General features: G+C 69.8%; 8 protein-coding genes. 2 read left to right on the top strand and 6 right to left on the bottom strand.

The features are described 5' to 3' along the window. Window positions 1-8: 8 nt before the first annotated feature. Together rmuC and FJ108_05095 are read right to left on the bottom strand one after the other, a co-directional pair. Complete coding sequence (rmuC, locus tag FJ108_05100; protein ID MBM4335279.1) at window positions 9-1,226, bottom strand: DNA recombination protein RmuC; 1,218 nt, start codon at window positions 1,224-1,226, stop codon at window positions 9-11. A gap of 31 nt (window positions 1,227-1,257) precedes the next feature. Then, window positions 1,258-3,915 carry a glycosyltransferase gene (locus FJ108_05095; protein ID MBM4335278.1) on the bottom strand — a complete coding sequence of 886 codons (2,658 nt, stop codon included), beginning with the start codon at window positions 3,913-3,915 and terminating at the stop codon, window positions 1,258-1,260. Between the two features lie 341 nt (window positions 3,916-4,256). On the opposite strand from FJ108_05095, the gene FJ108_05090 reads away from it, so the two are divergent. After that, window positions 4,257-5,420, top strand: a complete 1,164-nt coding sequence (locus FJ108_05090; protein MBM4335277.1) for a hypothetical protein — start codon at window positions 4,257-4,259, stop codon at window positions 5,418-5,420. Between the two features lie 6 nt (window positions 5,421-5,426). Here the strand turns inward: FJ108_05090 and FJ108_05085 are convergent, their stop codons facing one another. After that, window positions 5,427-5,795 (bottom strand): nucleotide pyrophosphohydrolase, encoded by a 369-nt coding sequence (locus FJ108_05085; protein MBM4335276.1) that lies wholly within the window; start codon window positions 5,793-5,795, stop codon window positions 5,427-5,429. A 93-nt stretch (window positions 5,796-5,888) separates the two neighbouring features. Between FJ108_05085 and FJ108_05080 the strand changes: the two genes are divergently transcribed. Beyond that, window positions 5,889-7,880 carry a hypothetical protein gene (locus tag FJ108_05080; GenBank protein ID MBM4335275.1) on the top strand — a complete coding sequence of 664 codons (1,992 nt, stop codon included), beginning with the start codon at window positions 5,889-5,891 and terminating at the stop codon, window positions 7,878-7,880. Here the strand turns inward: FJ108_05080 and FJ108_05075 are convergent. Genes FJ108_05075 through FJ108_05065 form a run of 3 tightly spaced genes read right to left on the bottom strand, consistent with a single transcriptional unit; the run spans window position 7,849 to window position 13,816 of the window. Then, window positions 7,849-10,992 carry an efflux RND transporter permease subunit gene (locus FJ108_05075; protein MBM4335274.1) on the bottom strand — a complete coding sequence of 1,048 codons (3,144 nt, stop codon included), beginning with the start codon at window positions 10,990-10,992 and terminating at the stop codon, window positions 7,849-7,851. The two genes, FJ108_05080 and FJ108_05075, sit on opposite strands and share 32 nt — an antisense overlap. Next, entirely contained in the window at window positions 10,986-12,461 is a 1,476-nt protein-coding gene (locus tag FJ108_05070; protein MBM4335273.1) for an efflux RND transporter periplasmic adaptor subunit, read from the bottom strand. Before FJ108_05070 ends, FJ108_05075 begins: the two co-directional genes overlap by 7 nt. After that, window positions 12,458-13,816, bottom strand: coding sequence for a TolC family protein (locus FJ108_05065; protein MBM4335272.1), 1,359 nt, complete (start codon window positions 13,814-13,816; stop codon window positions 12,458-12,460). Before FJ108_05065 ends, FJ108_05070 begins: the two co-directional genes overlap by 4 nt. Between the last annotated feature and the right edge of the window lie 34 nt (window positions 13,817-13,850).

Raw genomic sequence — 13,850 nt, 5'->3', positions numbered from 1 at the left:
CGGCCCGCTCAGACCTCGTCCTCCGCTTGCAGCGACTCTGCGGAGAGCGAGAGAACCTGCTCGGACTCCCCCGCGGGAAGGGATTCGACCTCGCGCAGGCGGCGCGTCATCGCGCGGGTGCGCACGGCGGTGTCGTCGATCGACCTTGCTGCGGTATCCAGGTTCTTGCGCACGCGGCCGAGCGCCTCGCCGAACTTGCCGAACTCGGTCTTCACGGCCGCCAGGACCTGCCAGACCTCGCTCGCTCGCTTCTCGATCGCGAGCGTGCGGAACCCCATGCGCAGGCTGGTGAGGATCGCCGCGAGCGTGGTCGGTCCGGCCACCATCACGCGGCACTCCTGCTGCAGCGACTGCACCAGGTTCGGCTGGCGCAGGATCTCCGCGTACAGACCCTCGGTCGGCAGGAACAGGATCGCGAAGTCGGTCGTGTGCGGGGGATCGACGTACTTGTCGCGGATGCTCGCGGCGAAGCCGCGCACGGCGCGCGCGAGCGCGGCCGACGCGCTGCGCTCGGCGTCGCTCTCACCGGTCTCGGCGGCCTCGACCAGACGCGCGTAGTCCTCCTGCGGGAACTTCGCGTCGATCGGCAGCCAGACACACGCGTTCGGGTCGGAGTCGGGTCCGGGCAGACGCAGCGCGAACTCGACGATCTCTCGCGATCCCGGCTTGGGCTGGACGTTTCGCGCGTACTGGTCGGGGGTGAGGATCTGCTCGAGGATCGCGCCGAGCTGGACCTCGCCGAACACGCCGCGCGTCTTCACGTTCGTGAGCACGCGCTTCAGGTCGCCGACCCCGGTCGCCAGGTTCTGCATCTCGCCGAGCCCGCGCTGCACGGCTTCGAGCCGGTCGCTCACGAGCTTGAACGACTCGCCGAGCCGCTTCTCGAGCGTGCTCTGCAGCTTCTCGTCGACGGTCTTGCGCATCTCCTCGAGCTTCTTCTCGTTGCCCGCTTGAAGCTGCGCGAGCTGCGTGTCGAGCGTCGATCGGAGTCGGTCGAGACGCTGCTCGTTGGAGTCCGAGAGACCCTTCAGCTGCGACGTCACCTCGCCGCGCAGCTCGCTCGAGGCCTTCGCGGCCTCGTCGCGGCCGATCCGGAGCTCCTCGCGCACGGCGCGCTCCGCGACTTCGAGGGAGTGGCGCGACGCCTGCGCGAGCCGATACGCGAGCGCGACGGCGACGAGCGCCGCGATCGAAGCGAGGATCGTGAGAAGGACCTCGGCCGCCATGCATCCTCCGTCGCTCGGAGGAGTGTAGCCGCTAGGTGCGGTTCAGGTCGTGTCCGCCGACCACTCCCGACATGATCGAGTCGTACTCGGAGGGGACCAGCGGCCCGATCGGCTTGGGCGCCGCCTGCACGACCGCGCGCGCGGGGAGCGCATTGACCATCGCCGTCGACAGCGACGCCACGTAGGGGAGCGACTGCACCGCGAGCAGCGCGATCCAGAGCAGCGCCTCGACGTCGTCGCTTCCGTAGCGGACGAAGATCGCGAAGGCGCCCAGCGCGAGCAGCCCGAGGATGGTGCTCTCCTCGCGGGACGCGAGCAGTCCGCGCACGAATGCGGGCTGATCCTCACACTTCGGTGTACGCATGAACGGCCGGCTCTTCGTGAACAGTCCCGAGAAGATCGCCTTGCCGATCGTGTGCGTGAGCGAGAGACCCGCGAGCGCCGCGGCGAGATTCTGGCCCGGCGTCGCCTTCACCCGGGCTGCGTAGAGCCAGAGCGTCTTGCCGACCTTCAGCGAGAAGAAGCCGAGCGACGCGCACAGGAAGAAGCGCAGCGGGAACTCGAACACCTTCGGCAGCGTCACCAGCCCCACCGTCCAGACCAGCGCCAGCGCCGTGACCGCCGTGTTCAGCGCGTCGGCGAACCAGGGCGCCCAGCCGGCGATGAAGTGGTATCGCTGCGCGCCGGTGAGCTTCGAGGGCGCGAGCCCCACGAGCTCTCGCCAGTGCCGCTTCAGGATCTGCACCGCTCCGTACGCCCAGCGGAAGCGCTGCTTCTGGTAGGCGGTGTACGTGTCGGGCATCAGGCCCTGACCGTAGGATCGATTCACGTAGGCGGTCTCGTAGCCCGCCTCCATCATGCGCAGGCCGAGCTCCGCGTCCTCGCAGATGCACCACTCGGCCCAGCCCCCGAGCGCGTCGAGCGCCGCGCGGCGCACCAGCGTCATGGTCCCGTGCTGGATGATCGCATTGCGCTCGTTGCGATGGACCATGCCGATCTCGAAGAAGCCCGCGTACTCCCAGCGGCACATCGCCTTGAAGGCGCTCTCGTTCCCGTCGCGGTAGTCCTGCGGTGCCTGGACGATGCCGATCTTCGGGTCCGCGAAGTACGGGACCAGGTTCGCGAGCCAGTCGGGGCGAACCACGTAATCGCTGTCGATCACCGCGACGATCTCCGCCGCGGGGTCGGTCAGCCGGAGCACGTGATTCAGCGCGCCGGCCTTGAATCCCTCGACCTTGTCGAGGTGATGGAACTTGAAGCGCGGACCGAGGACCTGACACAGATCGGAGACGGGCTTCCAGAGACCGGGGTCGCTGGTGTTGTTGTCGATCACCAGGACTTCCAGGTTCGGGTAATCCAGAGCCGCGAGCGCCTCCAGCGTCTCGCGCACCATCTCCGGCGGCTCGTTGCAGATCGGCAGGTGCAGCGAGACCAACGGCATGCGCTCGGGCTCTCGAGGCGCGACGGGGCGGAACCGGCGCGCGAGCTTCCGGTGCCAGAGCAGCTCGACCAGCTCGAAGGCCTCCGTGATCCCGATCGCGAGCAGCCCGGCCAGCGCGCCGAGCAGCACGACCCACGCGGTGGCGGAGTACGCGCTGTGGTACTGGCTCACCGTCAGATAGCCGACCCAGACGAAGAGCGAGGCGGCGGCTTGCGCGACGCCCGCGAAGAAGATCTTGCCGCGTACGCGGAAGCGCTCGAAGCGGTTCAGGAACCAGAGCAGCGGCAGCAGCGGCACGAGGCTCGCGATGGCGAACAGGATCGGCCAGCCCGGCACGCCCACGACCGGACCGGTCCAGGCGAACTTCGCGTTTCGCGCCTCGTCCCAGATCCCCCAGTAGGCGCCGACGCCCCCCTCGACCGGGATCTTCCAGGGCTGGTCGAACGCCTCCATCACGAAGTAGTCGATCTCATTGCGCTTGGCGAGATTCAGGAACTCGCGCAGGAAGGTCGCCTCTGTCGCCAGCGATGGCACGGAGCCGCGGCGGATGCGGCCGTTCGAGGGCCAGCCGACCTCCCCGATGATCACGGGCTTGCCGGGGAACTTCTTCTTGACCTCCGCGAGCCGATCCGTGACGAAGCCGATCGCGTCGTCGGCCGCGATTCCCTCCCAGTAGGGGAGCAGGTGGACCGCGATGAAATCCACGTCTCGCGCCAGCTCCGGGTGCTTGATCCAGACGTGCCAGGGCTCCGCTGTACCGACCGGTACGGCCAGCTGCGCCCTCACGCGGCGCAGATAGCCCGCGAGCTGCCGGCGGGTCAGGTCGCCGCGCAGCATGACCTCGTTTCCGACGACGACCCGGGTGACGTTCGGATTGGCCCGGGCGCTCGCCAGCAGGCCCTTGATCTCGCGTTCGTTCTTGGCGCGGTCGCCATCCAGCCAGGCCCCCGCCGTCACGGCCAGCCCGAACTCGCTCGCCAGCCGCGGGATCTGCTCCATCCCGTCGAGCGAGCTGTAGGTGCGCACCGAGCCGGTGTGCGTCGAAACGTGGCGCAGATCCTCCCGGATCTCGGCTTCGGTCGGGTAGATCTTGTCGATCGGTCCCTGCCCGGCCCGGTAGGGGGCGAACGAGACGCCCGCGATCTTCCCTTCCCAGGCAGGCGGATCGACGGGGCGGTTCAGCAGGGCAAAGACGGTGAAGTTGGCGACGACAATCAGGAAAATGATCGCGAGGCTGGATCGACGCATAGGCTTTGGACGCCGTACTCGGCTCCCGCGGACGTTTCCCGGGTACACGTCAAGCGCTGCGTCCGCATTTGGGAGACTCGCGTCTCAACCCGCGTCGGGCGCGCTCAAGACCTGGAGGGGACTCGAACCAGGGAAGTCGAGGGTTCTTTGGCGGTCTCTTGACCAGTCCGGAAACTGGCTTGCGAAGGGAATCGGCGTCTACGATGGGTGACCCGGCTGCACCGCGCGGCCGGTTCACCAACGCCAACAAAGGCTTCGCACGGGGCGGCATTATATACGCCGCCCCGGCGCTGTCTACGGAGCTGACGCGCGGATCACGCGGCGGTAGCGTGTCGGCTCCAATGGCCGATCGCCGCCGAGTTGCACACGACCGACCCGCTCTCTCGAGCGCGCTTCGCGGCGACGACGCGATCGCCGAGGGCCTGTGCGGAGCGCTCTCGCGCCACGGTCCGGTCGAGCGTTACACACATTCGTTTCACACCTACCCGGCGGGGATGCACGCCGACGCCGCGCGCGATCTGATCGCGCTCTTTCCCGGCGAATCTGTCTTCGACCCGTTCTGCGGCGGCGGAACGGCCCTGGTCGAGGCGCGCGCGGCCGGTCGGGTCGCGTACGGCAGCGACGTCTCGCCCGTGGCGATTCGCGTGGCGAAGGCGCGCTGCGCGACGCCGGACGATGCCACGCTCACGCTGTTCCGCTCGCGCGCGCGCAAGCTCACGGAGCTCGCGCGGGCCGCCTCGTCGACCGGCGCGCCGCCACGCGACGAGATCGTGCGCGCGGTCGAGACCTGGTTCGCGCCACACGTTCTGCGCGAGCTCGAGGCGCTGCGGGCAGGGATCGCCGCCTCCGACGCGGCGGTCCGAGGTCTGCTCGAAGCCGTGTTCTCGTCGCTGATCGTGAAGGTGTCGTACCGCGTGTCGGACACGAAGGCGTCGCGGGAGAAGCACGACCGGCCCGCGGGAACGACTGCGGTGCTGTTCCACAAGAAATCGCGAGAGCTCGCGCGGCAGCTCGCGAGCCTGCGAGAAGCCGTGCCGCCGCTGACACCCGAGGCCGAGATCGTCCTCGCCGACGCGCGCGAGATCGAGCCCCCGCAGCCGGTCTCGCTCGTGCTCACGTCGCCGCCGTACCCATCCACGTACGATTACCTGCCGATGCAGCACCTGCGGCACGTCTGGCTCGGCGAACGACCGAAGGCGTCGCTCGAGATCGGCGCGCGCAGGCTCTGGCGCGGCGGGCGCGAGCGCGCGCGGGACATCTGGCGAACCGACACCGATCTGTGGACTCGAAACGTCGCGCGCGCGCTCGCGCCCGGCGGCCATCTCGTCGTCGTGATCGGCGACGGGCTTCTGCCCGCCGGAGTCGTCGACGCGTCGCAGCCGACGCTCGACGCTGCGTCACGCGCCGGGCTCGCGCTCGTCGCCGGCGCCTCGGTCGAGCGCCCCGAGCACGCGGGCCGTGCGAACCGCCGCGAGCACGCGTTCGCCTTCCACAAGCCTTCGTAGCCGGGGTCAGTCGAGCTCGGTGTACTTGAGCGCGCGGCCGCTCGCCTTCTCGACCGGGTATTTCAGCTCGTTCGACTCGAGCTTTCGCGCGAACTCGTCGGAGAGATCGAGGCCGATCGCGTCCACGAGCAGGAGCAGCAGGTTCTGAACGTCCGCGATCTCGTCTGCGAAGCGGCTTCGCGCGGGCGCCTCGCGGAGCTCCGACGCGAGCTCCGACTGGTCCTTCCAGAGCACCAGCTCGCAGAGCTCTCCGGCTTCCGCCGCGAGCGCGAGTACCAGATCCTTCGGGTTGTGGAACTGCCGCCAGCGCCGCGCGTCGCGGAAGCGCAGCGCGCGCTGTTTCAGCATCGATATCGTCACGTTGTCGTCGCTCATTGCCGGTCTCCGCAGCTGCATCACTGATCCATTTCCCATGCTAGCAGGGGCGACGCTCAAGTCCGCGACGCAATACCCCGTTTCAGAAGCGAAATGCGACGCGCATGGCTCGCCATCTTGGTGTTCGCGCTCGGCGGGACCGCCAGGGCCGACTTGCGCTCGGCGCCCGCCTGGTACGACCCGAGCTGGCACTACCGGGTGCCGATCTCGGTTCCGGCGTCGTCAGCTTTGAACAGCACGGTCGTCGTCGACGCGAACTTCGCGGCGCTGCTCGCGCAGCTCGGGATCAGCGGCAGCTTCGACGCGAGCTCGCCGCGCGTCACGCGCGCCGACGGCACCACGCTCGTGGCGACACAGGAGTTCACGGACGTGAAGTACGGCGGCGTCACGGATGCCGCCGCGAACGCCCGCGGTGAGATCCGATTCATCGCCCAGGATGCCGGCGCTCAGACGTACTGGCTCTACTTCGACATCACCCAGAACGGAGCCAAGGCGGCCACGGCGCTGGCATCGCGGATCAACGGGAACTTCGAGCACTCCAGCGGAGCCACGCCCACGAACTGGACCGTCGCGACCACTGGCTCGGCTGGCGGTCACAACGCCGAGGTCCACACCGTGCCGCCCGAAGCGGCGACGGTGAACCTGCCCGCGGGATGCAACGACAACGCGACGGCGGGGGTGGACAACGCCGCCAATACCGGGCTCTCGTGGTTTCTGCTCGGCTACCGCTCGCGCTGCGAGGACAGCCCGGCAAACACGACCGAGTACATCCGCGTCTCGCGCTCGGTGGCGGTTCCCTCGGGCGCGGCCGCCGGAAGCTTCGTGTACCAGTTCCGCTATCAGGCCTTCGACTCGATGACGAGCTCGACCCAGTACGACTACATGACGCTCGACGTGAACGGGACGCTCGTGAACCACACGGCGCTGGGAATCGCGAACCCGCTCGCGGACCTGAACATCCAGACCTACGGGGTCGGCCGCAATCCCGCCTACGGCCCGGTGCTTCTCGACGCCGGCTGGCGGCAAGCGTCGCTGAATCTCGCCGCGTACGCGGGCACGACCGTCACGCTTCGCTTCACCATGCGCTTCTACGGCAACGACGACCTGTACAAGTCCTGGGTGAAGCTCGACGACGTGGAGTGGAGCCGACAGAACGCGACCATCAGCAACGCGCTGGTCGAGGCCTTCGGCGCCAACATCACCGCTCCGAACGACACCGGAGTCACCAGCGCGTCGATCTACCAGGTCGGACAGCCGCTCCTGATCCGCGCGGTCGTCCAGGCCACCACCACGTCGGTCCGCGCCGACCTGCTCGATTCCGGCGGCAGCGCCGTTGCGAGCGGGATCGTGCTCTACGACGACGGAAGCCACGGGGACGCCACCGCAGGCGACCGCGTCTTCACGAATGACGGCTCGGTCGGGGCCAACCCGACCTACACCTTCAGCTCGGTCGATCCGGAGAGCGCCAGCTGGACCGTGCGCGTCTACGCGCGCGACGGGTCGACCAGCACGATCGGCGCGACCAACGGGCACGTGCATCGCTCCGGGCAACCCAACACTCCCGAGAGTCAGGCCGGCTACTGGAACATCGACGACCAGGTCCTCTCGCTCGTGAAGGTGAACCTGGTGATCGTGAAATCCCTGCTCACGCTCTCGGACCCGGTGAACGGCGCGTCGAATCCGAGGGCGATCCCGGGCGCCGTGATCGAGTACACCGTGATCGTCTCCAACCAGGGCGCCGGCAGCTCGGACGCGGACTCGATCCGCTTCTCCGACCCGATCCCCGTTCCGTCGCAGCTGATCGTCGACGACATCGCGGGACCCGGCAGCGGGCCGGTGGCGTTCACGCAGGGCGTGCCGACCAGCTCGCTCTCCTACTCGTACGCCTCGCTCGCGAACCTCGCGGACGACCTGGAGTTCTCGAGCGACGGCGGCGCGACCTGGAGCTACGTCCCCACCCCGGACGTGAACGGAGCCGACCCGGCCGTGACGCATCTTCGCGTGAGTCCGGGCGGAAGCTTCGCCGCCAAGGCCGGACCCACCGGACCGAGCTTCACGCTGCGGTTCCGCGTCCGGATCGACTGACGAGCGCACGCCCCTTCCAGAGCGCGAACAGCGCCGGGTAGACCAAGAGCTCCAGCGCAAACGAGCTCGCCAGGCCGCCGACCATCGGCGCCGCGATCCGCTTCATCACGTCCGCACCGGTGCCGCTGCTCCAGAGCAGAGGCAAGAGGCCGAGCATCGTCGTCAGCACGGTCATCAGCTTGGGGCGGATGCGGCGCGCCGCGCCCTCGACGATCGCGTCCTCGAGATCGGAGGCGCTTCGCAGGCCGTCCGCGGCTTCGCGCTCGCGGTGCGCGACCGACAGGTACAGCAGCATCACCACGCCCGTCTGCGCGTCGAGTCCCGCGAGCGCGATGATGCCCACCCAGACGGCGACCGACAGGTTGTAGTCGAGAGCGAAGAGCAGCCAGACCGCACCGATCAGCGAGAACGGAACCGCCAGCATCACGAGCGCCGTCTCGACGCCGGAGCGCGTGTTCAGGTAGAGCAGAAGCGCGACCAGGGCGAGCGTGAGCGGCAGCACGTAGGCGAGCCGCGCCTTCGCGCGCTCGAAGTACTCGAATTGCCCGACCCAGGCGATTCGTGTGCCCGCGGGAAGTGCGACGCTGGACTCGATCCGGCTGCGCGCCTCTTCGACGTAGTCCACGATCGGCCGGCCCGAGACGTCGACGGCCACCAGGCCGACCACCTTCCCGGCTTCGCTTCGCACCATCTCGGGCCCGGTCTCGAAGCGCAGATCCGCGAGCTCGCCGAGCGGGACCAGCGCTCCGCTGGCGGTCGGCACCAGCGCGCGACCCACCTGCTCGGCGTCGTCCCGGAATTCCCGCGCGTAGCGAACGTTGATCGCGTAGCGCTCGCGTCCCACGACGGTCTGCGAGACGTTCGTGCCGCCGATCGCCGCCTCGAGCGCCTCGTTCAGATCCTGCGCCGAGACGCCGTGTCGCGAAGCGCGCGCCCGGTCGATCCGCGCGTCGAGGTAGAAGGCGCCGGTGGTCCGCTCAGCGAACGCATTGCGCGTTCCGGGAACTCCGCGCAGCGCGGCTGCGATCTCGATCGCGGCGCGCTCGACCGATTCGAGATCGTCGCCGAAGATCTTCACGCCGAGCGGACTGCGGACCCCGGTGGCGAGCATCTCCGTGCGTGTCTGGATCGGCATCCACCAGAGGTTCGGCATGCCGGGATAGCGGAGCTTCGCGTCGAGCTCCTGCACGAGCGCGTCCCAGTCGAGGCCCGGACGCCAGCGCTCCCGCGGGGCGAGCTGGATGATCGTCTCGACCATGGAGAGCGGAGCGGCGTCGGTGGGCGTCTCGGCGCGGCCGATCTTGCCGAAGACGCGCTCGACCTCGGGAACCGCGCGCAGCTCGCGATCCATGAGCTGGAGCACGCGTGCGGCCTCTCCGACCGCGATCCCGGGCGGAGCGGTCGGCATGTACAGAAGCGTGCCCTCGTTCAGCGGCGGCATGAACTCCGAGCCGAGCGAGAGAAAGGGAGGCACCGCGCTGGCCAGGAGCAGCAGCGCGGCGACGATCACCCACCCGCGCCGCCGCACGACGAAGCGAACCGCGGGTGTGTAGGCGCGCACGAGCCAGGCGTTCAGCGGATTCTCGTGCTCGGCTCGCACCTTGCCGCGGATCAGCAGCACCGCGAGAGCCGGCGTCAGCGTCACCGAGAGCAGCGCGGCGGCGGCCATCGCGTAGGTCTTGGTGAAGGCGAGCGGCTTGAAGAGCCGCCCCTCCGTGCCCTGCAGCGCGAACACCGGCAGGAACGAGACGGTGATCACGAGCAGCGCGAAGAAGATGCTCGGACCGACCTCTTGCATCGCCGCGACGATCGCGTCGCTCCGTTCGCCGGGCCCTCCCCCGGCCTGCCATCTCTCGAGCCGCTTGTGCGCGTTCTCGACCACGACGATCGCCGCGTCGACCATCGCCCCGATCGCCACCGCGATACCGCCCAGCGACATGATGTTCGCGGTCAATCCTTGGTAGAGCATGGGAACGAACGCGAGCGAGATGCCGATCGGGATCAGCAGGATCGGGACCAGCGCGCTGCGGACGTGCAGCAGGAAGACCACGATCACGACCGAGACGACGGCGAGCTCTTCGAGCAGCGTGCGCGAGAGCGTGCCGATGGCCGCGCGGATCAGCTCGGAGCGGTCGTAGGTGGTGACGAGCTCGACGCCCTCGGGAAGCCCGAGGCGGACTTCGGCGAGGCGGGCCTTCACCGCGTCGATCACCGCGAGCGCGTTCTCGCCGAAGCGCATCACCACGATCCCGCCCACGACCTCGCCCTCGCCATCGAGCTCGACCAGCCCGCGGCGCAGATCGGGTCCGAACACGACGCGCGAAACGTCGCGCAGAAGCACCGGCACCCCCGCGTCTCCGACGCGCAGCGGGACCTGTTCGAGATCCTCGAGCGAACGGACGTAGCCGCGCCCGCGCACGACCTGCTCGTGCTCGGCCAGCTCGATCACGCCGCCGCCGGTCTCGTGGTTGGCCTCTCGCACGGCGGAGATCACGTCGCGCAGCGGGATTCCGTAGGCGCGCAGCCGTCCCGGGTCCACCTGCACCTGGTACTGACGCACGAAGCCGCCGATCGACGCGACCTCGGCGACGCCCGGAACGCTCGCGAGCGCGTAGCGCAGGTTCCAGTCCTGCATGCTGCGAAGCTGCGCGAGATCGTGCCGCCCGCTGCGGTCGACGAGCGCGTACTCGAAGACCCAGCCGACGCCGGTCGCGTCCGGCCCGAGCACGGGCGTGACCCCGTCGGGAAGCCGCGCGCGCGCCGCGTCCATGTACTCGAGCACCCGGCTGCGCGCCCAGTACGGATCCGTGCCGTCCTCGAAGATCGCGTATACGAGCGAGAGCCCGAAGAACGACTGTCCGCGCACGGATCGCACCCGCGGCAGCGAGAGCAGCGTCGACGAGACCGGATAGGTGACCTGATCCTCGATCAGATCCGGCCCGCGACCGGGCCACTCCGCCGAAACGATGACCTGGACGTCCGACAGGTCGGGGATCGCGTCGAGTGGCGAGTGCCGGATATCGAAGATCCCCCAGAGGCAGGCCGCAGCGACACCGAGAAGAGTCAGACCCGGCGCGCGCGCACAACCGGCGATGACGCGCGCGATCACCACTGCTCCAGCGCCGACTGCAGCCGGCTCTCCGCGGCGATCAGGAAGTTCCCCGCCGAGACCACGCGCTCGCCGGCGGCGAGCCCGGATACGATCTCGATCGATGGACCGGCGGCCGCGCCGGTCTGGACGTCGCGCGGCTCGAGCCGGCCTTCCCCGCGATCGACGAAGACCACGCGACGCGCGCCGGAATGGATCACCGCCGACGCCGGCACGAATAGACGCTCGCCGAGATCGATCCGCAGCTCCACCTCGACCCAGAGCCCCGGGCGGAGCGCGAAGTCCGGGTTCGATAGCGTAAGCCGTGCCCGCGAGGTACGAGCGACGGCGTCGAGCGATGGGTAGACCCAGGCGACGCGCGCCTCGATCCCGCGCTCGGGCAGCGTCGGACCGCGCACTCGCGCCGTCTGTCCGACCCGCAGCAGCGCGACGTCGGACTCGAACGCCTGCGCGTCGACCCAGACGCGGTCGAGCGGCGCGATCCGGAACAGCCGCATTCCCGGCTCGATCGCTGCGCCGAGAACAACGTTCTTCTCGAGCACGAATCCGCTCGAGCGAGCGCGAATCGGCACCGACTCGCGCGGCTCTCCTCGCTCGACCAGGGCGGCGACGTCGGACTCTGCGACGTCCCAGAGCCGCAGGCGCGCTCGTGCGGCGCGGACCATCGCATCGGCTCGGTCCGTCGAGGCGCTGTTGCGAGCAGCCGCCTGCGCGCGTAGCGCCTCTAGGTACTCGGCCTCGGCCGCGTAGATCTCCGGGCTGTAGACGCTGAACAGCGGATCGCCCGCCTCGACGCGTGCGCCGAGCGAGTCCGCGTGGAGCTCGCGCACCCAGCCGCGCACCTTCAGCGAGACGTCGACCAGCGCCGTCTCGTCCCAGACGACGGTTCCGGTCGCGCGGACGATCCGCTCGAGCGGCCCTCGTTCGGCGCTCGCGAAACGGACTCCGAGCTTCTGAAGGCGCGCCGGATCGACGCGAACCTCTGCCGAGGCCGGCGCGCTGGCCCGCTTCTCCGCGCGGCCGGAGGGAGCGTCGAGCTCGAGCCCCGGCGCGCCCGTGCGAAGCGAGCCCACGGCGGTCGCGACCTCGCCCGAGGGTCGCGATGCTTCGAGCTCGAGCTTCCAGGTGCCACCCATCGAGAGCGCCGCGATCGCGACGTACTCGCCGCGCCCGACCGGCTGGAAGTCGACCCTCCCGCCCATCGTGGCCATGCCCGCCATCGGCATGCTGTAGGCGAGAAAAGCGCTCGCATCGTCGACCGGCGCGCCGCTCGCATCGCGAACTCGGATCCGAAGCTCGTTCTCGCCCTCGCGAGCCATGCCCCCTCCGAGCGACACGTCCACGTGTAGACCCGTCCCCGAGAAGGTCGCGGCGGACGCGGCCGGGGCGCGCTCGGCTTCGCGACAGGCGGCGAGCGTCGCGAGCGCGAGCGCGACGATCCAGGTCCGGCGTCCGAATCGTTCTCCGATCATCGCTGCTCCTTCTCGAGCGGGGCCGTCTCGCCCAGGGTGCGCGCCAGCTCGGCGCGTCTGCGCGAGAGGTTGGCCAGCGCTTCGTGCTCGCCGAACTCCGCGGCGCGGAGCGCCCGCTCCGCACTCACGAGCTCGGGAAAGCCCGCCTGGCCGGTCTGGAACGCAGAGACTGCGGACGCGGAGCGGCTGCGCGCGGCCGGAAGCAGCCGCTCGCGCGAGAGCTCGAGCAGGTGCTGCGCCTCGCGCAGGCGCTCGATCGCGACGACCACCTCGAATCGGACCCGATCCTCGAGCCCCCGGCTGCGGCTTCTTCCGCGCGCGAGAAGCGCGTTGGCCTCGTCCAGCGCCGCGCGCCTGCGGCCGAGCTGGATCGGAAGCTCGAGCTCGATGCCCAGGAACGGCCGCAGCGGCGACTCCTGCATCGAGCCCATGTAGCCGGCCTGGAGCTCCAGGTCGGGCAGGAACTCGCGCTCGGCGAGCGCCACCGCGGCCCGGTTCGCGCGCGTCTCGGCCACGCGCGCGCGAAGCTCGGGCCGACGCGCGAGCGCCCGCTCGACGAGCGCGTCCGCGTCGAGATCGTGCTCGGTCGGAACCTCTAGCTCGCGCGCAGGCGGCGGAAGCGGCAGGACCGGCGCTCGGTGCAGGAGCAGATTGATCCGTTCGGCGGCGATCCTCCGCTGGGCTCGGAGCTCGATATCGCCGTGCAGGAGCATCGCGACCTCGCTCTCGGCCTCGAGCACCTCGAGCTGCGAGGCGGTTCCCGCCGCGTAGCGCGCCAGCGCCGTGGCGTGCAGCTCCTCGAGGAACGCGAGGTGCTGCGCGTTCGTCTCGAGCGCGATGTCCGCGAGCCAGTACTCGTCGAACGCGATCGAGGCGAGCGCGGCCAGCCTCACCCGCTCCCCCGCCACGCCCTCGGAAGCCGCGTCGGCGGAGGCGAGCGCGATCTCGCCGCGCAATGCCAGCTTCCCGGGAAACGGAAGCGGCTGCGAAAGCTCCACGTCGTGCGCGGGATCGACGTCGCGGTCCGAGATCGAGCGCGGCCGCACCGAGTACCCGAGCGTCGGGTCCGGAAGCGACACCACTTGCGGGTAGCGCGCGAGCGCCGCCTGCCACGCCGAGCGCGAAGCCTCGAGCCCCGGGTTTCGCAAGAGAACCTGCGACACCAGAGCGCTTCGCGAGAGAAGCCCGGCGCCGTCGAGCGGATCACCCCGTACGGCGCTCGCGGATTCGACGCTCGGGCGCGCGATCTCGAGCCGCTGCGCCCGGTAGCGCTCCATCTGGTCTGCGCTGGCGCAGGCCAGGCCCGCGGTAAGCGCGACAGCCGCCGCGCAGACGCGCGCGGTCCGTTCCAACATTTCGATCTCCTCGCAGGGCGCGTGCGGTCGGGTG

The sequence above is a fragment of the Deltaproteobacteria bacterium genome (assembly GCA_016875225.1).
In the GTDB taxonomy this organism is placed as follows: domain Bacteria; phylum Myxococcota_A; class UBA9160; order SZUA-336; family SZUA-336; genus VGRW01.
Note: the sequence above shows the minus strand (reverse complement) of the source record. Positions and strands in the feature narration are given on the sequence as shown.

Excerpts from the sequence above, each read along its gene's own strand:
- rmuC (MBM4335279.1), bottom strand. The coding sequence starts at position 1,226 with ATGGCGGCCGAGGTCCTTCTCACGATCCTCGCTTCGATCGCGGCGCTC.
- FJ108_05095 (MBM4335278.1), bottom strand. The coding sequence starts at position 3,915 with ATGCGTCGATCCAGCCTCGCGATCATTTTCCTGATTGTCGTCGCCAAC.
- FJ108_05090 (MBM4335277.1), top strand. The coding sequence starts at position 4,257 with ATGGCCGATCGCCGCCGAGTTGCACACGACCGACCCGCTCTCTCGAGC.
- FJ108_05085 (MBM4335276.1), bottom strand. The coding sequence starts at position 5,795 with ATGAGCGACGACAACGTGACGATATCGATGCTGAAACAGCGCGCGCTG.
- FJ108_05080 (MBM4335275.1), top strand. The coding sequence starts at position 5,889 with ATGCGACGCGCATGGCTCGCCATCTTGGTGTTCGCGCTCGGCGGGACC.
- FJ108_05070 (MBM4335273.1), bottom strand. The coding sequence starts at position 12,461 with ATGATCGGAGAACGATTCGGACGCCGGACCTGGATCGTCGCGCTCGCG.
- FJ108_05065 (MBM4335272.1), bottom strand. The coding sequence starts at position 13,816 with ATGTTGGAACGGACCGCGCGCGTCTGCGCGGCGGCTGTCGCGCTTACC.